The sequence below is a fragment of the Streptomyces corallincola genome (assembly GCF_019104725.1).
GTDB classification, from domain to species: domain Bacteria; phylum Actinomycetota; class Actinomycetes; order Streptomycetales; family Streptomycetaceae; genus Streptomyces; species Streptomyces corallincola.
On record NZ_JAHRXF010000008.1, the window covers coordinates 1 to 22,130 of the forward strand.

General features: G+C 72.4%; 18 protein-coding genes. 10 read left to right on the forward strand and 8 right to left on the reverse strand.

Annotated elements, in window-relative coordinates; translation table 11 throughout:
* Positions 1–73: 73 nt before the first annotated feature.
* From KUM39_RS07975 to KUM39_RS07995, 5 genes are read right to left on the reverse strand one after another with little or no spacing between them, the layout of a single operon-like run.
* Positions 74–1,384 carry a DUF58 domain-containing protein gene (locus KUM39_RS07975; protein WP_217784729.1) on the reverse strand — a complete coding sequence of 437 codons (1,311 nt, stop codon included), beginning with the start codon at positions 1,382–1,384 and terminating at the stop codon, positions 74–76.
* Positions 1,384–2,373: an AAA family ATPase gene (locus KUM39_RS07980; protein WP_217784850.1), complete on the reverse strand. Its 990-nt coding sequence runs from the start codon at positions 2,371–2,373 to the stop codon at positions 1,384–1,386. Before KUM39_RS07980 ends, KUM39_RS07975 begins: the two co-directional genes overlap by 1 nt.
* A complete protein-coding gene (locus KUM39_RS07985; protein ID WP_217784730.1) occupies positions 2,373–3,581 on the reverse strand; it encodes a DUF4350 domain-containing protein in 1,209 nt (402 codons plus the stop codon). The genes KUM39_RS07980 and KUM39_RS07985 overlap by 1 nt, the downstream gene beginning before the upstream one ends.
* Complete coding sequence (locus tag KUM39_RS07990) at positions 3,578–4,387, reverse strand: DUF4129 domain-containing protein (protein WP_372455723.1); 810 nt, start codon at positions 4,385–4,387, stop codon at positions 3,578–3,580. The genes KUM39_RS07985 and KUM39_RS07990 overlap by 4 nt, the downstream gene beginning before the upstream one ends.
* Positions 4,388–4,391: 4 nt before the next feature.
* Entirely contained in the window at positions 4,392–5,753 is a 1,362-nt protein-coding gene (locus KUM39_RS07995; protein ID WP_217784732.1) for a DUF7544 domain-containing protein, read from the reverse strand.
* Positions 5,754–5,893: 140 nt separating this feature from the next.
* On the opposite strand from KUM39_RS07995, the gene mtnA reads away from it, so the two are divergent.
* The 7 genes from mtnA to KUM39_RS08030 all read left to right on the forward strand — a co-directional run bounded on the left by mtnA (position 5,894) and on the right by KUM39_RS08030 (position 14,962).
* Positions 5,894–7,036 carry an S-methyl-5-thioribose-1-phosphate isomerase gene (mtnA, locus tag KUM39_RS08000; RefSeq protein WP_217784733.1) on the forward strand — a complete coding sequence of 381 codons (1,143 nt, stop codon included), beginning with the start codon at positions 5,894–5,896 and terminating at the stop codon, positions 7,034–7,036.
* A 163-nt stretch (positions 7,037–7,199) separates the two neighbouring features.
* Positions 7,200–7,889, forward strand: coding sequence for a two-component system response regulator MtrA (mtrA, locus tag KUM39_RS08005; protein WP_217784734.1), 690 nt, complete (start codon positions 7,200–7,202; stop codon positions 7,887–7,889).
* Position 7,890: 1 nt separating this feature from the next.
* On the forward strand, positions 7,891–10,020 hold the full coding sequence (gene mtrB / locus KUM39_RS08010; RefSeq protein ID WP_217784735.1) for an MtrAB system histidine kinase MtrB: 2,130 nt from the start codon (positions 7,891–7,893) through the stop codon (positions 10,018–10,020).
* The gene (locus tag KUM39_RS08015) at positions 10,010–11,848 is read left to right on the forward strand and encodes an LpqB family beta-propeller domain-containing protein (RefSeq protein ID WP_217784736.1); all 1,839 of its coding nucleotides are present in this window, start codon (positions 10,010–10,012) and stop codon (positions 11,846–11,848) included. Before mtrB ends, KUM39_RS08015 begins: the two co-directional genes overlap by 11 nt.
* Positions 11,849–12,142: 294 nt before the next feature.
* The gene (locus KUM39_RS08020) at positions 12,143–13,009 is read left to right on the forward strand and encodes a ComF family protein (RefSeq protein ID WP_217784737.1); all 867 of its coding nucleotides are present in this window, start codon (positions 12,143–12,145) and stop codon (positions 13,007–13,009) included.
* 315 nt (positions 13,010–13,324) lie between these two features.
* A complete protein-coding gene (hpf, locus tag KUM39_RS08025; RefSeq protein WP_372455724.1) occupies positions 13,325–14,017 on the forward strand; it encodes a ribosome hibernation-promoting factor, HPF/YfiA family in 693 nt (230 codons plus the stop codon).
* A gap of 201 nt (positions 14,018–14,218) precedes the next feature.
* The gene (locus KUM39_RS08030; RefSeq protein ID WP_217784739.1) at positions 14,219–14,962 is read left to right on the forward strand and encodes a response regulator; all 744 of its coding nucleotides are present in this window, start codon (positions 14,219–14,221) and stop codon (positions 14,960–14,962) included.
* Positions 14,963–15,027: 65 nt separating this feature from the next.
* On the opposite strand, the gene KUM39_RS08035 is transcribed toward KUM39_RS08030, so the two are convergent.
* Both KUM39_RS08035 and KUM39_RS08040 read right to left on the reverse strand, forming a co-directional pair.
* Entirely contained in the window at positions 15,028–16,221 is a 1,194-nt protein-coding gene (locus KUM39_RS08035; protein WP_217784740.1) for a winged helix-turn-helix domain-containing protein, read from the reverse strand.
* 76 nt (positions 16,222–16,297) lie between these two features.
* Complete coding sequence (locus tag KUM39_RS08040) at positions 16,298–16,870, reverse strand: GNAT family N-acetyltransferase (RefSeq protein WP_217784741.1); 573 nt, start codon at positions 16,868–16,870, stop codon at positions 16,298–16,300.
* A 252-nt stretch (positions 16,871–17,122) separates the two neighbouring features.
* Here KUM39_RS08040 and secA point away from each other — a divergent pair, with 252 nt between their 5' ends.
* Positions 17,123–19,945, forward strand: coding sequence for a preprotein translocase subunit SecA (gene secA, locus KUM39_RS08045; RefSeq protein ID WP_217784742.1), 2,823 nt, complete (start codon positions 17,123–17,125; stop codon positions 19,943–19,945).
* Between the two features lie 125 nt (positions 19,946–20,070).
* Here secA and KUM39_RS08050 read toward each other — a convergent pair whose 3' ends face one another.
* Positions 20,071–20,550 carry an Rv3235 family protein gene (locus tag KUM39_RS08050; RefSeq protein ID WP_217784743.1) on the reverse strand — a complete coding sequence of 160 codons (480 nt, stop codon included), beginning with the start codon at positions 20,548–20,550 and terminating at the stop codon, positions 20,071–20,073.
* A 300-nt stretch (positions 20,551–20,850) separates the two neighbouring features.
* On the opposite strand from KUM39_RS08050, the gene KUM39_RS08055 reads away from it, so the two are divergent.
* Together KUM39_RS08055 and KUM39_RS08060 are read left to right on the forward strand one after the other, a co-directional pair.
* Positions 20,851–21,363, forward strand: coding sequence for a DUF6912 family protein (locus KUM39_RS08055; protein WP_217784744.1), 513 nt, complete (start codon positions 20,851–20,853; stop codon positions 21,361–21,363).
* A 47-nt stretch (positions 21,364–21,410) separates the two neighbouring features.
* The gene (locus KUM39_RS08060) at positions 21,411–22,082 is read left to right on the forward strand and encodes an HAD family hydrolase (protein WP_217784745.1); all 672 of its coding nucleotides are present in this window, start codon (positions 21,411–21,413) and stop codon (positions 22,080–22,082) included.
* Positions 22,083–22,130 lie beyond the last annotated feature (48 nt).

Consider the following 22,130-nt stretch of genomic DNA (forward strand, 5'->3'; position numbering starts at 1 on the left):
TTCCGCATTTCCGGACCTTTTCGGGGGAAATGAAGAATTACCGCCCCGGCGGGCTCGGCGCGGTAATTCTCATTCAGAGACGGCCAGCCGCTTTCAGGGCCAGATAGGCATCCGCCAGCGCGGGCGCCAAGTCTTCCGGCATCGCGTCCACAACCGTCACTCCGTGCCGACGCAGCTGCTCCGCCGTACGTCGGCGTTCATTCTGGGCCTGTGCTGCTGCCGCGGCCTCGTATACCGCCTCGACATCCCCCCTGGCCTTCGCCATGCCGTCGATGAACGGGTCGGAGACGGCCGCGACGAGGACGGTGTGCCGTTGGGTGAGCTGGGGGAGTACCGGCAGCAGGCCTTCTTCCACCGGGGCCGCGTCCAGTGTGGTGAGCAGGACGACGAGGGAGCGGCGAGGGGCCGCGCGCAGGACGGTTGCCGTGAGGCCGCGGGCGTCGGTCTCCACCAACTCCGGCTCCAGCGTGGCCATCGCGGTGACCAAGGACGGCAGGACCTCAGCGGCGGAGCGGTTCTGGACGAGTGCGCGCACCCTGCGGTCGTAGGCAAGGAGATCGACGCGGTCGCCCGCGCGGGCCGCCAGTGCGGCGAGGAGGAGGGCCGCGTCCATCGCGGCGTCCAGGCGCGGGACGTCGCCGACGCGACCGGCTGAGGTGCGGCCGGAGTCGAGGACGATCAGGATGTGCCGGTCGCGCTCCGGGCGCCAGGTACGGACGGCGACGGCCGTCTGCCGGGCGGTGGCCCGCCAGTCGATGGAACGGGTGTCGTCGCCGGGGACGTACTCGCGGAGGCTGTCGAACTCGGTGCCCTCGCCGCGGGTCAGCATGCTGGTCCGGCCGTCGAGTTCACGCAATCGTGCGAGTTTGGACGGTAGATGCTTTCGGCTGGCGAAAGCGGGCAGAACCCGTACAGACCAGGGGATTCTGTGGGAGCCCTGGCGGGAGAAGAGTCCGAGGGGGCCGTATGAGCGGATGGTGACACGGTCGGCGTGACGGTCGCCGCGTCGGGTGGGACGCAGACGGGTCGTCAGGCGGCGCCGCTCTCCGGGCGGGACCGTGACGCTGTGCCGGGACCCTTCGGTCTCGGTGCCAGGTGCCCAACTGCTGGGCGGCCAGCCGTCACGGACGCGGGCACGCAGTTGTCGCCGGGTCGGGTTGGTCAGGGTCAGGGTGACATCGGCGGGTTCGCCGAGACGCGTGGTGGTGTCGCCGGACCTCGACAGCACGAGCCGTCGTACGGGGGCCGCGAGGGCGAAGTCGCAGGCGCAGGCCAGGGCGACGGTGCCGTTCACGGCGAGGATGCCCGTCCAGCCGGGATCGAGCAGGCCGACGGGGAGCGAGCCGATGGCGGCGACCAGGGCGGCGCGTCCGGTGACGGCCATCAGCGCGGAACCGGGACGTGCGTCAGGATCGCGTTGATGACGGAGTCGGCGGTGACGCCCTCCATCTCGGCCTCGGGGCGCAGTTGGACGCGGTGGCGGAGGGTCGGCAGGGCGAGGGCCTTCACGTCGTCGGGGATGACGTAGTCGCGGCCGGTGAGCCAGGCCCAGGCGCGTGCGGTGGAGAGGAGGGCGGTCGCACCGCGCGGGGAGACGCCGAGGGTGAGCGAGGGCGACTCGCGGGTGGCGCGGCAGATGTCCACGACGTACGCCGTGATCTCCGGGGAGACGGTCGTCCTGGCGACGGCGGTGCGGGCGGCTTCGAGGTCGGCGGCGCCTGCCACCGGGTGTACTCCGGCGGCCTTGAGGTCGCGGGGGTCGAAGCCGGAGGCGTGCCGGGTGAGGACGTCGATCTCGTCCTCGCGCGAGGGCAGCGGGACGGTGAGCTTGAGCAGGAAGCGGTCGAGCTGGGCTTCCGGTAGGGGATAGGTGCCCTCGTACTCGACCGGGTTCTGGGTGGCCGCGACGAGGAAGGGGTCGGGGAGCGGACGCGGGGTGCCGTCCACGGTGACCTGGCGTTCCTCCATCGCTTCGAGCAGGGAGGACTGGGTCTTGGGCGGGGTGCGGTTGATCTCGTCGGCGAGGAGGAGGTTGGTGAAGACCGGGCCGGGCTGGAAGGAGAACTCGGCGCTGCGGGTGTCGTAGACGAGGGAGCCGGTGACGTCGCTCGGCATCAGGTCGGGGGTGAACTGGACGCGCTTGGTGTCGAGTTCGAGGGCGGCGGCGAGGGCGCGGACGAGGAGGGTCTTGGCGACGCCGGGGACGCCTTCCAGGAGGACGTGGCCCCGGCAGAGGAGGGCGACGACGAGGCCGGTCACGGCGGGATCCTGGCCGACCACGGCCTTGGCGATCTCGGCGCGCAGGGCCTCCAGGGAGGCCCGTGCGGCGTCCGGGTGCGCGGTCTTCCCGGCGTTGTCGGTGGTCGGGTCCATCATGGACGGCGAACCTCTCTTTCGAGGGCGTCGAGTCGGTCGGTGAGGTCGATCAGGGCCGCGTCGTCGCCGGGCGGCGGTCCGAACAGCAGGCCGTGCAGGGCATGTCCGGCGCTGTCGTCCAGGTGGGCGGCCAGGGCCGGGAGCAGGGCCTCGGCGGTGTGCGCCCTGGTGGCGGGGACGCCGACCAGGGGGGCGAGGCGGGTGCGGGTGGCGGTGCGGAGGGCGTCGGCGGCGCGGTCCCGGGCGTCGCCCCTGTGGTAGAGGCGGGCGCGGCCTTCGACGGTCTCCGAGGCGCGGATGGCGACGGGGAGCCGTTCGGGCACGAGGGGACCGAACCGGCGGGCGCGCCAGAAGGCGGCGACACCAGCGGCGATGAGCAGTTGCAGGGTGCCCCAGAGCCAGCCGGAGGGGAGCAGGTCCAGGAAGTCCTTCTGTGCGCCGTTCGCGGTGGCGGAGTCGTCCGACAGAGAGGGGAGGTACCAGACCAGATGAGGGCGCGAGCCGAGGAGTTGGAGAGCGAGCGAGGCGTTGCCCTGTTCGCCGAGATGTTCGTTGAGAAGGATGTCGGGGCCGCCCAGCAGGACGGTGTCGCCCTTGCCTGTCGGGGCGGGCAGGCGGAGCAGGGTGGCGCGGCCGGAGCTGGGGTAGCAGGCGTCGGCGCCGGGGCGGGCGGTGGTGTAGCGGATGCCTCCGGTGTCGGCTCGACCGGCCCGCCGGGCGGCGGGGAGCGCGCAGTCGGGGTCGTGCGGCGAGGCGTCGTCGGGTGTGCCGCTCGCGGTGACTCCGGGGGCAAGGCGGCTGGTGGACCAAGCGGTGGGGGCGACCAGCACGGTTCGGCCGCCCGTGTCGGCGGTGGACGCGTGCAGCCGGTTCTGCTGGGCGTGGGTCAGCAGGTCGGGTGCGGCGACGAGGAGGGTGGTGTCGGGTGCGGCGGCGGCACGGGCCGCGGTGAGTGTGGTGACCACGCGGGTGGAGACGCCCTGGTCGGCGAGGAGCTCCGCGACCGCGCGGCTGCCCTGGGGGTCGGGGGAGCGCGGGTCGAGTGCGCCGTACTGGGCGCGGGAGTTGAGCGCGGCGGTGGCGACGGCCGTGACCAGGATCAGGACGACGGCGAGGGCTATGCCTCGGGAGCGGGTCCACATCTGGCGGGTGGTGGGCGCGGTGGAGGTGGCCGGGACGGTGGGAAGTGGGGCCGTGGTCGTCATCCGGCGGCTCCCCGGTGGGTGCTTTGGGCGGCCGTGGTGCTGTCGGCGGTCGTGGCCGTGCTGTCGGTGAGGACCGGGCGGCTGCGTTCCAGGTCGGCGTCGAGTGCGGTGAGGTCGCGGTATGTCGGCTCGTCGGCACCGAGTCCGCCGTATGTGACGTCGTCGAAGGCGCGGGCGGCGGTGTGCAGCCGTCCGGTGAACGCGGGGAGGGCGCGGCCCGCTTCGGCGGCGGCCTCGTCGGCGGTGCGGCCGGGCCGTACGTCGAGCAGGGCGCGTTCCTCCAGGGCGCGGACGATGGCGCGCATGCGTTCCTGGACGGCCTGGTTCCAGTGGCCCTGGGCGGCGTGCGCCTCGGCGGCCGAGCGGTGTTCGGCGGCGCTGCGGGGGCGGGCGTCGAACAGCGCGGGTGCGGAGGCGGGTCGGCGGTGCGGGGTGCCGAGCCGCCACCAGAGGGCGGCCAGTACGGCGAGTACGCACAGGGCGACGACGATCAGGCCGACCGCGCCGCCGGGGGTGGCGGACGCGGCGCGGTCGAGGAGTCTGCCGATCCACTCCCAGAAGGCGGTCCAGACGCGCTGGAACAGGCTCGGGTCGTGCTGGTGGTACATCCCCTTGGACAGTTCGCGGCGGGCGGCCTCGCGTGCCGGGTCGCGCGGGGTCGTGACCGGCGGCCCGGACGACGGGCCTTGGGCCGCGAGGACCGTGGTGTGCGCGGTGCCGAGCAGCCGTCGTACGGCTGCTCCGGCTGTTCCCGTCGTGTACGGCGCCCCCGCTGCCGCCGTGATGACTCCCCCCGTCAGGCCCACCCCGTCAGCTCCCGGGTACGGGACCGGGGGCGCCGGTGGCGCCGGGAGCGGGGACATCGGCGGCGCGGGCGAGGTCGAGGTCGAGTGCCTCGCGGCGGATGCGCTGGTCGATGTAGAGGAGGACGAGGACACCCGCGTTGAGCGGGAGCGTGATCGTGGAGCCGATCACCGCTCCGACGCCGGTGATGATCAGGTACGTCCAGCCGAAGCTCTGTCCCTGGCCGGCACCGAGCATCCCCGGCATGCCGCCGCCCGCGGTCATGGCGATGAGGCTGAACGGGAAGACCACCAGCGACGAGACGACGCCCGCGATGACCGCGGCGAGCAGTTGGATAGCGGAGATCCGCCACCAGGAGCCGCGGACGAGCTTCGTGGAGCGGCTCATCGCCTTCACGATGGGCTGCCGCTCCAGCATCAGCGCGGGCGATGCCAGGGAGAAGCGGACCTGCAGCCACACGGCGACCACGGCGGCGCCGATCAGGCCGACGACCAGCAGCGCGGCGCCGGCGACTTCGGAGCCCGCCAGCAGGGCGATGAAGCCGGGCGCCAGGCCCACGGCGAGCACGCCGACGGTGATGAGGCCGAGCAGCAGGAGCAGGCCGAAGAGCCTCGGTACCTGCGGGCGGGCTTGGCGCCAGGCTTCGCGGGCGCTGATCTCGCGGCCGATGACGGCGCGGCTGGTGACCGTGGTGAGCAGGGCGGTGGCGACGAGGTTGGCGACGAGCCCGATCACGGTCACGAGGCCGCCGCCCGCCGCGAGCCCGCCCAGGGTGCTCAGTGCCTCCCTCGGCGTGATGGAGGGGTTGTCCAGACCGGCGGTGCCGAAGGTCTCGAGGGTGTGCTTGAGCACCAGGCCCTGGAGCAGTACGACGGCGAGCTGGGAGATGACGGCGACCGTCAGGGAGATCCCGAGGACCGTGCGCCAGTAGGTGCGCATGGTGGAGACGGCGCCGTCGAGGATCTCGCCGACGCCGAGCGGGCGCAGCGGGATGACGCCGGGCTTGGCCGCGGGCGGGGGCCCGCCCCAGCCGTTGTTCCAGCCGTTGCCCCAGCCCGTCGGGCCGTTGCCCCGGGCGCCGGGGGTGCCGGGTGTCTCGTAGCCGCCGGGCTGGCCGCCCCAGCCGGGGCCGGAGGGCGGGGGCGGTGGGGTCTGGCCGGGGTGCGGGGCGCCGGTGGGTGCCGACCACTGGCCGGGGGGCGGCTGTTCCCCGGCCCACTTGGGCCCCGACGCGTCCTGCGGAGGTATGCCGGGCTGTCCCTCGGGCCCGCTGGGGCCCGGCCGGTCGGTGGGGCCGGACGTGCCGGACTCCCGGTCCTCGGGCGACGGGGGGTTTCCGGGCGAGGCCCAGCCCGGAGTGTCAGTCATCGAAGCTCCTTCACGGTGCCGTTCCGCGGTCGCGGCGGCAGGCTGGCAGCCATCGTGCCACGAGCGGCATGCGAGGTGACCGGCCGCTGCATGAGCTGTGATCCTTCAATTCTCCGGCGGATACGGGGCAGACTGACGGCATGGCTGATCAGCGCGCGCGATCCGGTGAGGACAGGCGGCCGAGCGGGATACCCGCGATCCGATGGGAGGAACCGCCCGAGGGACCCGTGGTGGTCCTGCTCGACCAGACCCGACTGCCCGCCGAGGAGGTCGAGCTGGTCTGCACGGACGCTCCGGCGCTGGTGGAGGCGATCCGCTCGCTTGCGGTGCGCGGTGCGCCGCTGCTGGGCATCGCGGGCGCGTACGGCGTCGCCCTCGCCGCAGCGCGTGGCTTCGACGTCCAGGACGCGGCGCGCGCCCTGGAGGCGGCCCGGCCCACCGCGGCGAACCTGGCGCTCGGTGTGGGGCGGGCGGAGTCCGCGTACCGCGAGGCGCTTGCGGCGACCGGCGATCCGACCGCCGCCGCGACGGCGGCCCTGGGCGCGGCGCGGGAGCTGCACCGGGAGGACGCGGAGGCCAGCGCGGCGATGGCCGCGCACGGGCTCGCGCTCCTCGACGAGCTGCTCCCGGGCGGCGGACAGCGGGTGCTGACCCACTGCAACACCGGCGCGCTGGTGTCCGGCGGGGAGGGCACGGCGTTCGCGGTGGCGCTCGCCGCACACCGGCAGGGGCGGCTGCGGCGGCTCTGGGTGGACGAGACGCGTCCGCTGCTCCAGGGCGCCCGGCTGACCGCGTACGAGGCGGCCCGGCACGGGATGGCGTACACGCTGCTCACGGACAACGCGGCCGGGTCGCTGTTCGCGGCGGGTGAGGTGGACGCGGTGCTGATCGGCGCGGACCGGATCGCGGCGGACGGCTCGGTGGCCAACAAGGTGGGCAGCTATCCGCTCGCGGTGCTGGCCCGCTACCACCACGTGCCGTTCATCGTGGTCGCCCCGCTGACGACGGTGGACACCTCCACTCCGGACGGTGCCGCCATCGAGGTGGAGCAGCGTCCCGGCTACGAGGTGACCGAGCTGGCGTCGCCGCAGGCCGCGGGCCCCGGACCGTCCGGTGTCGCGGTCGCCCCGCTGGGCACGCAGGCGTACAACCCGGCCTTCGACGTGACCCCGCCGGAGCTGGTCACGGCACTGGTGACGGAGCGCGGGGTGATCTCGCCGGTGACGGCGGAGGCGGTGGCGGGGCTGTTCGACGGGAAGGACGGGGCGGTTCAGCGGGGTTGACGCCGACCGGTCGGGCCCGGGGCGCAGGGTGCGCGCCGGGCCCGGTGCCCCGGGTCGGCGGGTCCGGGAGGGGGCCGGGGCAGACAGTGACTGGCCGGTACGACTATCGTCACGGTGCGGTGAGCTGCCTCACCTGCGCCTCTGTCGTCGTTATGTGAATGGGATGATGTCGTTTATGAAGGGACGAGTTCTCGTCGTTGACGACGACGCCGCGCTGGCCGAGATGCTGGGCATCGTGCTGCGTGGTGAGGGGTTCGAGCCGTCGTTCGTCGCGGATGGCGACAAGGCGTTGGCCGCGTTCCGGGAGGTAAAGCCGGATCTGGTGCTGCTGGACCTGATGCTGCCCGGACGGGACGGCATCGAGGTGTGTCGGCAGATCCGGGCGGAGTCCGGGGTGCCGGTGGTGATGCTGACGGCGAAGAGCGACACGGTGGACGTGGTGGTGGGGCTGGAGTCGGGCGCCGACGACTACATCGTCAAGCCGTTCAAGCCGAAGGAGCTGGTGGCCCGCATCCGGGCCCGGCTGCGGAGGTCGGAGGAGCCGGCGCCGGAGCAGCTCACCATCGGTGATCTGGTCATCGATGTCGCCGGGCACTCGGTGAAGCGGGACGGGCAGTCCATCGCGCTGACCCCGCTGGAGTTCGACCTGCTGGTGGCGCTGGCCCGCAAGCCCTGGCAGGTGTTCACCCGCGAGGTGCTGCTGGAGCAGGTGTGGGGTTACCGGCACGCCGCCGACACCCGCCTGGTCAACGTGCATGTGCAGCGGCTGCGTTCCAAGGTCGAGAAGGACCCGGAGCGCCCGGAGATCGTGGTGACCGTGCGCGGTGTCGGCTACAAGGCCGGACCGAGCTGACGTGTCCGGGGATCGGACCGCTTCGGCTCCCGGCGGACCCGGTGAGCGTCCGGGGCGGTCCGCGGGTGCCGCTCCGGCGGGCTCGCGCCGACCGCGGTTCCTGGAGGGCGGGCTGCTCCAGGGCGGGGTCCAGGGCAGCCCGGTCGTCCGGCTGTTCCTGCGCTGGGTGCGGCGGCCCCTGCTGCCCGTGATGCGGCTGTGGCGGCGGAACATCCAGCTCCGGGTCGTCGCCGCGACGCTGCTGATGTCGCTGGGCGTGGTGCTGCTGCTCGGGTTCGTCGTCATCGGACAGGTGCGCAACGGCCTGCTGGACGCGAAGGTGAAGGCGTCGCAGAGCCAGGCCACCGGCGGGTTCGCGGTCGCCAAGCAGCGGGCCGACGAGGCGGCGAGCGCGGCGGGCGGTGCGCCGGACACGGACGACGCCGACGGCACGACCGCCGACGGACGCCAGTCGCAGAACGTCATCCAGTGGATGAGCGACCTCGTGGAATCCCTGTCCAGCGGCGGCGCGGGCGCGTTCGACGTGGTCACGCTGCCCGTCGGCGACGAGAGCGGCGGCGGACGCAGTCCCCGCGGCTCCGGCAACGTGGACCCGACCGCGAGCGTGCCCGCCGCCCTGCGCGAGCGGATCAACAACAGCACGACGGCCGCGCAGAGCTACACCCGGATCGTCTACTCGGGTGGCAGGAGCTCCCAGCCCGCGCTGGTCATCGGCAAGCAGATCAACGACCTCAACAGCCACCCGTACGAGCTGTACTACCTGTTCCCGCTGACCCAGGAGGAGAAGTCCCTCAGCCTGGTCAAGGGCACCCTGGCGACGGCCGGGCTGTTCGTCGTCGTGCTGCTCGGAGCCATCGCCTGGCTGGTCGTGCGGCAGGTCGTGACGCCGGTGCGGATGGCCGCCGGGATCGCGGAGCGGCTGTCGGCGGGGCGGCTCCAGGAGCGGATGAAGGTCACCGGCGAGGACGACATCGCCCGCCTCGGTGAAGCCTTCAACAAGATGGCGCAGAACCTCCAGCTCAAGATCCAGCAGCTGGAGGACCTGTCGCGGATGCAGCGGCGGTTCGTCTCCGACGTGTCGCACGAGCTGCGCACCCCGCTGACGACCGTACGGATGGCCGCCGACGTCATCCACGAGGCACGGGGGGACTTCGACCCGGTGACCGCGCGTTCCGCCGAACTCCTCGCGGACCAGCTCGACCGGTTCGAGTCGCTCCTCGCGGACCTGCTGGAGATCAGCCGGTTCGACGCGGGCGCCGCCGCGCTGGAGGCCGAGCCGATCGACCTGCGCGAGGTCGTGCGCCGGGTGGTCGGCGGCGCCGAGCCGCTGGCCGAACGCAAGGGCACCCGCATCCGGGTCGCCGGGGACCAGCAGCCGGTGGTGTGCGAGGCCGACGCCCGGCGCGTCGAGCGGGTCCTGCGCAATCTGGTCGTCAACGCCGTCGAGCACGGCGAGGGCCGGGACGTCGTCGTACGGCTCGCCTCGGCGGGCGGCGCGGTCGCCGTCGCCGTACGCGACTACGGCGTGGGGCTCAAACCCGGCGAGGCGACCCGCGTGTTCAGCAGGTTCTGGCGGGCCGACCCGGCCCGCGCGCGGACCACCGGAGGCACCGGCCTCGGGCTGTCCATCGCCCTGGAGGACGCCCGGCTGCACGGCGGCTGGCTCCAGGCGTGGGGCGAGCCCGGCGGTGGTTCGCAGTTCCGGCTGACCCTGCCGCGCACCGCCGACGAACCGCTGCGCGGCTCCCCGATACCGCTGGAGCCCAAGGACTCCCGGCGCAACCGGGGCCTGGACGAGGCGGGAGTGGCGCGCGGGGCCGACGAGAAGCGGGCGACCGTACCGGTGCGGCCGGGAGCGGGCCAGGGGCAGCAGCTGCCCGCGCACGCCGGGGTCGGCTCGCGTACGGCGGTCGGCCCGTCCGCCGGTCCGGCCGCGCTGCCGGGCAACGGCAACGGCGCCCGTGTGGTGCCGCGCCCGGCCGGACCCGCCGACGGCGGCCGGAGCGCGGGCGGTACGGCCGCCCCGCGCGGGCACGACGACCGGCCGGTGCCCGGACAGACCGGCGGCAGCCCGGAGGGGGCCGGGCCGAAGGACGCGAGTGAGCCAGGGGAGGCATTTCGTGGGCGCTGACCGCGAGGGGGGCGTCCGGCGCAGATCCGGACGCGCGGTGGCCTACGCCGCCTGTGGTGCCGTACTGCTGGCCGGGTGCGCGTCGATGCCGGACAGCGGGGACCTGCGGGACGTCGAGTCCACGCCCCGGCAGGACACGGGGGTACGGGTCTTCGCGATGCCGCCCGCCGAGGGCGCCCGCCCCGGCGAGATCATGCAGGGCTTCCTCGAAGCGCTGACCAGCGACGATCCCCAGTACGACACGGCACGCAAGTATCTGACGGAGAAGGCCGCGGCCTCCTGGCAGCCCGACGAGTCCGCGACCGTGCTGGCCAACGGGCCGAGCGTGGCGCCCGCCACCCAGCCACGGGACCGCGAGGCGTCCGACAACGGCGTCACCTACCTGCTCTCCGGCAGCAGGGTCGCCGCCGTGGACGCCGAGCAGGCGTACGCGCCCGCGCACGGGTCGTACGAGGCGAGCGTGCACATGACCAAGGACCCGAAGAGCGGGCAGTGGCGGATCGACGGGCTGCCGCAGGGCGTGGTCATGGGCCGTACGGACTTCCAGCGCAACTACACGTCGGTCAACAAGTACTACTTCGCCTCGACCGCCACGGTCGGCGCGACCGGGCAGCCGGTCGCGGTCGCCGATCCGGTGTTCGTGCGCGGCAAGGTCGATCCGATGACCCAGGTGGTGCGGTCGCTGCTCGACGGCCCCAGCCGCTGGCTCGGGCCGGTCGTCCGCTCCAGCTTCCCCACCGGCTCCGCGCTCCAGAAGGGCGTCACCGGGCTCGCCCCGGACGACCAGAACCGGCTGACGGTGCCGCTCAACGCCAAGGCCGCGCAGGCGGGACCGGCCAAGTGCACGGAGATGGCGACGCAGCTGCTGTTCACCCTGCGGAACCTGATGCCGACCCTGGAGTCGGTCGAGCTGCGCGGGCCGGGCGGACACGCGCTGTGCGACCTCGGTGAGGGCCGGGCCGACGCGGTCGCCTGGCACGCCTCGGGACAGCGCCCCGACTACCTGTACTACCTGGACGGCAAGCACCGGCTGGAACGGCTGCCGACCACCGGTGCGACCACCAGCGCCGCCCCCGTGCCGGGACCGCTCGGTGACGGCGCCAAGGACCTGCGGTCGGTGGCCGTCGCGCGCGACGAGCAGACCGCGGCCGGGGTCAGTGCCGACGGGCGCGGCCTGTACGTCGCCTCGCTCGCCGCGGGCGGCTCGCTCGGCCCGGCGGTCGTCACCAGCCAGGGGCTCACCCCGGACAACCGGCTCACCACGCCGAGCTGGGACGCGCGCGGCGACCTGTGGGTGGCCGACCGCGACCCGCGCGACCCCAAGCTGTACGTGCTCGCGCAGGGCGCCGGGAAACCGGAACGGGTCAACGTACCCGGCCTGCACGGCCGCATCCGCGACGTGCGGGTCGCCGCCGATGGGGTACGGGTGGCACTGGTCGTCACCGACGGCGACAAGGAGTCGCTGCGGATCGGCCGTATCGAGCGCGACGACAAGTCGGGCGCCGCGCCCACCGTGGTCGAGCTGCGCCCCGCCGCGCCCGACCTGGAGCAGGTCACCGCCATGTCCTGGGCGGGGGACAGCCGCCTGGTCGCCGTCGGGCTCGAACAGGGGGGTGTGCACCAGATGCGGTACATCCAGGTGGACGGCTCCACGCTGGACGGACCCGCACCGGCCGCGCTGTCCGGGGTGAAGGCCATCGCCGCGTCCGAGGACGAGCGGGCTCCGCTGGTCGCCTACTCCGAGGACGACGGGGTGGTGCGGCTGCCGAGCGGGGCGCAGTGGCAGAAGGTGGACAAGGACGGGACGGCGCCGGTCTATCCGGGGTGAGGTGTGGGTTCATCCGGGGTGAAGTGCGGATCTGTCGGGGATGAGCGCCGCTTTGTCCGGGGTGCGGTGCGGGCCCATATGCGGTGACGTGCGGCTCTGTCCGGGGTGCGGTGCGGGTTCGTCCGGGGTGAGTGCTGCCCTGCCCGGGGGCCTGTGTCGGTTGGGGGTGCGGTCGCCCCGAGTCGGTTGTCCTCACACGTGTGGGTGAGGCGTGTCCGGCGCCGGGTGCGTTTGTCCACAGGGCGTTGTCCACAGGGGTGGCCGGTTCGGTTCGGCGTTGGCAGAGTGGTGGGCATGCCGAGGTGGTGGCAGGACCTCACCGATCTGGTGCTCCCGACCGACTGCGCGGGGTGCGGAACACCCCGTACCGCTCTGTGCTCCCGGTGCCGTACGACCCTCGGCGTGCTCGCCCCGCGCCGGGTGCGTCCGGTGCCGGAGCCGCCGGGACTGCCGGTGGTGCACGCCGTCGCCCCGTACGGGGAAACGGTGCGGTCGATGATCCTCGCCCACAAGGAGCGCGGTGCGCTGCCGCTCGCCGGGGTGCTGGGCGGGGCGCTCGCGCGGGCGGTGCGGGGCGGACTCGGGGCGGGTGGTGCGGGTGGTTCCGGGTGTCGTTCCGGTGCCGGGGCGGTGCTGCTCGTGCCGATGCCTTCCGCGCGCCGGGCGGTGCGGGCGCGCGGGCACGACCCGGTACGGCGTACAGCGCTCGCGGCGGCCCGTGAACTGCGGCGCACCGGGACGCCCGCACGGGTGGCCTCCGTGCTGCGGCAGCGGCGCCCGGTGGCCGACCAGGCGGCGCTGGACGGCCGACAGCGGCTGGCCAACCTGGCGGGCGCGCTGGAGGTCCCGGCGGGCGCGGTGCGGCTGCTCGACGGGGGCCGGGTGGTGGTCGTGGACGACCTGATGACCACCGGCGCGAGCCTCGCGGAGGCGGCGCGTGCGCTGCGCGCGGCGCTCGGAACACGCCTCGCACCCGTGTCCGCCGAATATGCGGCGCGATGCCGGGAAGGAAGGGGAGAACGACGGATCGGCGGAGGGCCGGAGGGTGAGGAGTGGGTGCATGACGCACCGGGAAAGACGGCAGCGCATGTCGTCGGAGAGCCACTCCGCGCGGCGGTGATCGCCGCGCCACGGGATTCCTTCGAAATAAACAGGAACTGACCGAGAACTTGCGTCGTTGCAGGTAGTAGAAGGGTCTATTCACCTGAACGGAGGTACGCCGCAGTAGAGGGTGACGACATCCGTCCGGGCGAGATATGTTCGGTTCAGAGGAAAGGCGCAGGCCACACCTCCCGAATCCGAATGCCGTGTCGCGGGTTTATCCGTAATCACCCGCGGCGACGGGGTGGAGAGCCCGTCCGTGGGGGATGAGGAGGTGGACGTCACCGAGTCCGAGGTTCCGGGGATGACCGGAGCCGGGTGCAAAAGGGAGATGCTCCGCCAGTGGAGCGGGGCTATCCGGGAACGGAGTTCTGCGTGGACATCGTCGTCAAGGGCCGCAAGACCGAGGTGCCCGAGCGGTTCCGCAAGCACGTGGCCGAGAAGCTGAAGCTGGAGAAGATCCAGAAGCTCGACGGCAAGGTGATCAGCCTCGACGTCGAGGTGTCCAAGGAGCCGAACCCCCGGCAGGCGGACCGGTGCGACCGGGTGGAGATCACCCTCCGGACGCGCGGCCCGGTGATCCGGGCGGAGGCGGCGGCGAACGATCCCTACGCGGCGCTGGACCTGGCGGCGGAGAAGCTGGACGCGCGGCTGCGCAAGCAGCACGACAAGCGGTTCTCCCGGCGCGGTTCGCGTCGCATCCCGGCGGCCGAGGTCGCCGACCACGTGCCGGACGCGGCGACGCTCGACGGTGACGGCCGCGTCGTGCACGAGGAGGACACGGAAGGGGTGCCGACGAAGCGGATCGGCTCGCTGGAGGTCAAGGGCGAGGGCCCGCTGATCGTCCGCGAGAAGACCCACGTGGCGTCCCCGATGAGCCTGGACCAGGCCCTCTACGAGATGGAACTGGTCGGCCACGACTTCTATCTGTTCGTGGACTCCGAGACCAAGGAACCCAGTGTCGTCTACCGGCGGCACGCCTACGACTACGGCGTCATCCACCTCAGCACCGACCCGATGGTCGCCGAGGTGCAGCCCCCGGCGGCCGGGGGCACGCTGGGCGGCTGATCCGCCCGGCCGGAGCGCAGCCGGTGCCCCTGGAAGCGCGTGTGCGCCCCCAGGGGCACCGGCGTGCGACCACTTCGCGCCCCGCACGTCCCCGCAGTGACGCCCGAGCATGGAATCATGACCGCAGCGGCCCAACAGGTGGGCCGTTGCCTTGGGTTGGCGATGGCACGGACCAGGCCACAGCCTTCAGGGGGAGGAACGATGGCGGACACCTTCGGACCACTGCGGGGCGCCGGGGCCGGTGACGGCACCGCGGCCGACCGCGACGCGGACTCCGCGCGCGCGGAACCCATCCGGGTCCTGGTCGTGGACGACCATGCCCTCTTCCGCCGCGGTCTGGAGATCGTGCTGCTTGCCGAGGAGGACATCGAGGTCGTCGGTGAGGCGGGCGACGGCGCCGAGGCCGTGGACAAGGCCGCCGACCTGCTGCCCGACATCGTGCTGATGGACGTGCGCATGCCCCGGCGCGGCGGGATCGAGGCGTGCACCTCCATCAAGGAGGTCGCCCCCAGCGCGAAGATCATCATGCTGACGATAAGCGACGAGGAGGCCGACCTCTACGACGCGATCAAGGCGGGCGCGACCGGATATCTGCTGAAGGAGATCTCCACCGACGAGGTGGCGACCGCGATCCGCGCGGTGGCCGACGGACAGTCGCAGATCAGCCCCTCGATGGCGTCGAAGCTGCTCACCGAATTCAAGTCGATGATCCAGCGCACCGACGAACGCCGACTGGTCCCCGCGCCCCGGCTGACCGAGCGCGAACTGGAAGTCCTCAAACTCGTCGCCACCGGAATGAACAACCGGGACATCGCCAAGGAACTGTTCATCTCCGAGAACACCGTGAAGAACCACGTCCGCAACATCCTGGAGAAGCTGCAACTGCACTCCAGGATGGAGGCCGTGGTGTACGCGATGCGGGAGAAGATCCTCGAAATCCGCTGAGCCCCCGAAGTCGGGGACCAGCGGTCCGAGCACCGATCAGCCCACCAGCGCCGCCAGTTCGCGGATCAGTCCAGCAGCGCGGCCAGTTCGCGGATCAGCGGTTCGCGCAGCTCGGGGGAGTCCACGCGTTCCACCCTCACGTCCGAGCAGTCCACCCAGGTCGCCGCCTCCGTCAGCGCCCGCGCCACCGCCGGGACCGCCTTCGCGTTCTCGACACCGACCTGCCGGGCCACCAGGGTGCGGCCCTCGCGGGCAGGATCGACCCGGCCGACGAGACGGCCCCCGGACAGCACCGGCATCACGAAGTAGCCGTGCACCCGCTTGGGCTTCGGGACGTACGCCTCCAGCCGGTGGGTGAAGCCGAAGATCCGTTCCGTGCGGGCGCGTTCCCATACCAGCGAGTCGAACGGGGACAGCAGTGTCGTACGGTGCCGGCCGCGCGGCGGGGCGGTGAGGGCCGCCGGGTCCGCCCAGGCGGGTCTGCCCCACCCGGCCACCTCCACCGGGACCAGACCGGAGTCCGCGATCACCGCGTCCACCTGCTCGCCCCTGAGCCGGTGGTAGTCCGCGATGTCCGCGCGGGTGCCCACGCCCAGCGCCTCACCGGCCAGCCGCACCAGGCGCCGTACGCACTCGGTGTCGTCCAGGTCGTCGTGGAGCAGGTCGTCCGGGATCGCGCGCTCGGCCAGGTCGTACACCCGCTTCCAGCCCCGGCGTTCGACGCACACCACTTCGCCGTACATCAGCGCGCGTTCGACGGCGACCTTGGTGCCGGACCAGTCCCACCAGTCACTGGTCTTCTTGGCGCCGCCCAACTCGGTGGCGGTGAGGGGGCCCTCGGTGCGGAGCTGCTTGACCACCTGGTCGTACACCCCGTCCGGGAGCTGGTGGTTCCAGTGCGGGCGGGCGCGGTAGGCGCGGCGGCGGAAGGCGAAGTGCGGCCACTCCTCGACGGGCAGCAGGCAGGCCGCGTGCGACCAGTACTCGAAGGCGCGCGGTCTGCCGTCCGGTCCGTCCGGCTTCCAGTACGCCGACTCCACGGAGCCCCGGCCGACCGCGCCGAGCCGGGCGTACGGCACCAGTTCGTGCGAGCGGGCCAGCACCGAGATCGTGTCCAGCTGGACCGCGCCGAGGTGGCGCAGCACGCCCCGGACGCCGGAGCGCCGGTCGGGGGCGCCGAGGAGACCCTGCGCCCGCAGGGCGATGCGCCGGGCATCGTCCGCGGAGAGGGCGGCTGCGGGACGCAGGAGGGTCGTCATGCCGAGGACGATAGAGGGTGCCACTGACAATCGGCGCTGACCTGCGGGTTCGTGTGCTATGGGGTGGTGGGCGGGGTTACGCGGGTGCCGGGACGTACGGCTCGGTGGAGGGCAGGCCGAGGTCGGAGGGGAGCAGGGAGCCCAGCCAGCAGTCCCGGCGCACACCCCGGTTCACCGTGGCGGCGCGCTGGACGCCCTCGATGGTGAATCCGGCGCGCTCGGCGACCGCGCGGGAGGCCGTGTTGCCGACTTCCGCGCGCCATTCCAGGCGGTCCACGGCCAGTTCGGTGAAGGCCCAGCGGGCGGCGGCGAGGGTCGCCTCGGTGACGTAGCCCCTGCCCCGGTGCTCCCTGGCGGCCCAGAATCCGACCTCGCGGACGCCCCATCCGCGCCGGTTCACCGCCAGCGCGCCCGCCAGTTCCCCGCCGGACAGGAAGACACCGAAGGTGTACGCGCTGTCGTCGGCCCAGCCGTCCGGGACGATCCGTCCCGTGAACGCCTCGGCGTGCTCGCGCAGATAGGGCGAGGGGATGTCGCCGATCCAGCGCTGGACGACGGGGTCCCGCGCCGCGTCGTACACGGCGTCGGTGTCGGCCGGGGTGACGGCGCGCAGCAGAAGGCGCTCGGTGGTGAGGGCGACGGGTTCCATCGGCCGATTCTGGGTGCCGGGCGCGGGTGTGCGCCAGCGGTTGTCCGGAGGGTGAGCGGGCGGTCACAATTCGCGCAATTCATCGGCCCGGAGCGGCACCAACGGCCCGTCCCGTCCGTTGGAACCTGTGAAGCGACCGTCGGGCAGCCAGGCCCTCCCGGCGCGGCCGGGTCCTCGCATACGATGGCCGTTGCTCAGTCCGTATAAGGAAACCGACCGTCCCAGGCCCGACCGGCAAGGAGACCAGCCCCCGTGTCCGTCCTCTCGAAGATCATGCGTGCAGGCGAAGGCAAGATCCTGCGCAAGCTGCACCGCATCGCGGGCCAGGTCAACTCCATCGAAGAGGACTTCGTCCACCTCTCCGACGCCGAGCTCCGCGCCCTCACCGACGAGTACAAGCAGCGATACGCCGACGGCGAGAGCCTGGACGATCTGCTTCCCGAGGCGTTCGCCACCGTCCGCGAGGCCGCCAAGCGCGTCCTCGGCCAGCGCCACTACGACGTGCAGATGATGGGCGGCGCGGCCCTCCACCTCGGCTATGTCTCCGAGATGAAGACCGGTGAGGGCAAGACCCTCGTCGGCACGCTGCCCGCGTACCTCAACGCCCTGTCCGGCGAGGGCGTCCACCTGATCACGGTCAACGACTACCTGGCCGAGCGCGACTCCGAGATGATGGGCCGCGTCCACAAGTTCCTGGGGCTGTCCGTCGGCTGCATCCTGGCCAACATGACGCCCGCGCAGCGCCGCGAGCAGTACGCGTGCGACATCACCTACGGCACGAACAACGAGTTCGGCTTCGACTACCTGCGCGACAACATGGCGTGGTCGCAGGACGAACTGGTGCAGCGCGGCCACAACTTCGCCATCGTGGACGAGGTGGACTCGATCCTCGTGGACGAGGCCCGTACGCCGCTGATCATCTCCGGCCCCGCCGACCAGGCCACCAAGTGGTACGGCGACTTCGCGAAGCTGGTGCTGCGTCTCAAGCGCGGCGAGGCCGGCAACCCGCTGAAGGGCCTTGAGGAGACCGGCGACTACGACGTCGATGAGAAGAAGCGCACGGTCGCCATCCACGAGAACGGCGTCGGCAAGGTCGAGGACTGGCTGGGCATCGACAACCTCTACGAGTCGGTGAACACCCCGCTCGTGGGTTATCTGAACAACGCCATCAAGGCGAAGGAACTGTTCAAGAAGGACAAGGACTACGTCGTCATCGACGGCGAGGTCATGATCGTCGATGAGCACACCGGCCGTATCCTCGCCGGTCGCCGCTACAACGAGGGCATGCACCAGGCGATCGAGGCGAAGGAAGGGGTGGACATCAAGGACGAGAACCAGACGCTCGCCACGATCACCCTGCAGAACTTCTTCCGCCTCTACAACAAGCTCTCCGGCATGACCGGTACGGCCATGACCGAGGCCGCCGAGTTCCACCAGATCTACAAGCTCGGCGTGGTGCCGATCCCCACGAACAAGCCGATGGTGCGCAAGGACCAGTCGGACCTGATCTACCGCACCGAGGTCGCCAAGTTCGAGGCGGTCGTGGACGACATCGCGGAGAAGCACGAGAAGGGCCAGCCGATCCTGGTCGGCACGACCTCCGTCGAGAAGTCGGAGTACCTCTCGCAGCAGCTCAGCAAGCGCGGCATCCAGCACGAGGTGCTGAACGCCAAGCACCACGAGCGCGAGGCGTCGATCGTCGCGCAGGCCGGTCGCAAGGGCGCCGTCACCGTCGCCACCAACATGGCCGGCCGCGGTACGGACATCAAGCTCGGCGGCAACCCCGAGGACCTCGCGGAGGCGGAGCTGCGCCAGCGCGGCCTCGACCCCGAGGAGCACATCGAGGAGTGGGCCGCGGCCCTGCCCGCCGCGATGGAGCGCGCCGAGGGTGCCGTCAAGACCGAGAAGGAGGAGGTCGAGAGCATCGGCGGCCTCTACGTCCTCGGTACCGAGCGGCACGAGTCCCGTCGTATCGACAACCAGCTGCGCGGTCGTTCCGGCCGTCAGGGCGACCCCGGCGAGTCCCGTTTCTACCTGTCGCTCGGCGACGACCTCATGCGGCTGTTCAAGGCGCAGATGGTCGAGCGCGTGATGTCGATGGCGAACGTCCCGGACGACGTGCCGATCGAGAACAAGATGGTCACCCGCGCCATCGCCTCCGCCCAGTCGCAGGTCGAGCAGCAGAACTTCGAGACGCGCAAGAACGTCCTGAAGTACGACGAGGTGCTCAACCGGCAGCGCGAGGTCATCTACGGCGAGCGCCGCCGCGTCCTGGAGGGCGAGGACCTGCACGAGCAGGTGCAGCACTTCATGAGCGACACCATCGACGCCTACGTCGCCGCCGAGACCGCCGAGGGCTTCCCCGAGGACTGGGACCTGGAGCGGCTGTGGGGTGCCTTCCGGCAGCTCTACCCGGTGAAGGTCACCGTGGAGGAGCTGGAGGAGGCCGCGGGCGACCGGGCCGGTCTGACCGCCGAGTTCATCTCCGAGTCCATCAAGGACGACGTCATGGACCAGTACCAGGCGCGGGAGACGCAGCTCGGTTCCGAGATCATGCGTGAGCTGGAGCGGCGCGTCGTGCTGTCCGTCCTGGACCGCAAGTGGCGTGAGCACCTCTACGAGATGGACTACCTCCAGGAGGGCATCGGGCTGCGCGCGATGGCCCAGAAGGACCCGCTGGTCGAGTACCAGCGCGAGGGCTTCGACATGTTCACCGCCATGATGGAGGGCATCAAGGAGGAGTCCGTCGGCTATCTGTTCAACCTGGAGGTCCAGGTCGAGCAGCAGGTCGAGGAGGTCCCGGTCGAGGACGTCGAGCTGCCGACCGTGGACGGGGTCCAGGACACCGTGCCCGCGCAGGCGGGGGCGGGTTCCCGGCCGGAGATCCGGGCCAAGGGGCTGGATGTTCCGCAGCGGCGGGATCTGCACTTCTCCGCTCCCACGGTGGACGGTGAGGGCGGGATTCTGGAGCGGGATCTTGAGGACGAGGAGCCGGTGCGGTCCGAGTCGGACGGGCTGACCCGTGCCGAGCGGCGCAAGCAGGCGAAGGGTGCCGGGCGGCGGCGCAAGAAGTAACTCGCCGCGCTCCTGCTGAGCGGTTTGGCCGGTGGGCCGGGGCTTTCGAGCTTCGGCCCACCGGTGTTTTCCGGGCTTCGGCCCCGTGGTGTTCTCGGGGTGGGCCTGCCCGTAGCCACGCGTGCTCAGGCGTCGTGGTCCGCCGCGTTGCCCGGGAGGGGGAGGGAGAGGGCTGTGCAGCGCCAGCGGTTGGCGGGGCCGAGTTCGAGGCGGAAGGCGAGGGCGCGGAGGTGGGCGCCGGTGGTGACGCGGGCGAAGACCTCCAGGGCGCCGTCGCGGGGGACGTAGTAGCCGATGTCCTGGACGGCGGGGGCGGGCAGGGGGCGCCGGGCGGCGAGGCGGGACAGCTCGTCGTAGGCGGAGCCCGCTGTGTAGCGGAGCATCCAGTGCACGGGGCGGCGCCCGCTGAGGACGGCCAGCAGGCGTTCCGCGAAGAGGTCGGTGGGCCGGGGCTCGGCGACGACGCGGGCCGCGTTCACCTCCGCCGTGCCGCGTACCGGGTTGCGGGGCGGGGCGCCCGCCGGGCGGCGGGAGTCGCGGCGGGTCGGCGGACGGTGCCGGGGCCGCGCCGGACGGTCCTCGGTGCGGCTCATGACCTTGTTCATGGGGGTCCCCGTTCCTGTGCTCGTGAGATTCCTCGGCGGACATACCGGGCGGTAACTCGCTAGGAGATCTTGTACGGGGTGCCGGAGTCGGCCGCAAGGAACGCGGGGCCGGGGCGCGGGGGCCCCGAAGATTCACTTATCAGGATGACGAGGGACCCCGAAAACCCCCCGGTTGAGCGGGGGTACCGGGTGAACGAACGGGTGCCGGGTTGACGCCCGGAGGGGTGCGGGTGGGGACTCGAAAGGGGACGGGCGCACGTATCCTGAAGGCCCGTCGTTGACCAGGAAAGTGCGGCCGCCATGCGCGTCTACGTCCCCCTGACCCTCCCCCGTCTCGCCGAGGCGCACCGGACGGGCGAGCTGGGGGCCGGTTCCTTCACGGCGTACGCGGTGACGCCCGGCCTGCGTGAGTGGTACGTCTCCGACGACCTGGAGGAGCTGGAGTACGCCGCGCTCGGCCGCGCCGCGCTCGCCTCCCTGCGCCTGCTCGCCGCCGACACCGGCGCCGCCCCGCGCCGGGTCGTGGTCGCCGTGGACGTGGCCGACGGCGCGGTCAAGGCCGACCCGGACCGTGCGCTCGACCCGTCCGCGCTCGCCGAAGTGGCCGTCTCCGGCCCGGTGGTGCTGGCGAAGGCCGCCGCGGTGCACGTGGACGCCGACGACGCGGAGGCGGACGTCACGGCCGCCACGGAGGCGCTCCAGGCGGCGGACGACGGTGACGACGACGCGCGGTTCCTGGTGGACGAGACGGACGACCACGAACTGCTCTGGTTCGCCACCCAGGAGATCCCGGCCCTGCTCGGCGGGGTCTGAGTCCCCGCCGGACCCTGTTGTCGGTGGCTGCGGGTACGGTCTTCGGCATGGGTACTGAAGTCGGCGCGCACATAGTCTGGGACTGGAACGGCACCCTGTTCCACGACAATGACGCGATCATCGGCGCCACCAACGCGGCGTTCGCGGAGATCGGGCTCGCGCCGATCACGCTGGAGCGGTACCGGGCGCTGTACTGCGTCCCGGTGCCGAAGTTCTACGAGCGGCTGCTCGGCCGACTGCCCACCGACGCCGAGTGGGAGCTGATGGACGGGGTGTTCCACCGGCACTACACCGAGCGCCGGGTGCGCTGCGCGCTGACCGAGGGCGTCACCGACCTGCTGGCGGGCTGGCGTTCGGCCGGGCACAGCCAGTCCCTGCTGAGCATGTACGGCCACGACGAGCTGGTGCCCCTGGTGCGGGACCTCGGTATCGAGGCGCACTTCCTGCGGGTCGAGGGGCGTACGGGGCCGTCCGGCGGGAGCAAGGCCGCGCACATGGTGCGGCACCTGGCGGCGCTGGCCGGGAGCGTGGAAGCGGCTCGGACCGTGGTGATCGGGGACGCGGCGGACGACGCGGTCGCCGCCCGGCACGCCGGTGCCCACGCGGTGCTCTACACCGGCGGCTCGCACAGCCGGGCCAGCCTGGAGGGGGTCGAGGGGGTGCCGGTCGTGGACACGCTGGCCGAGGCCGTGGACGAGGCGCGGCGGCTGGCCGCCTGAGCGGGGCCGGTCCGGCCACGGGCCGTCCTCCGCCCGGTACCGGTGGGG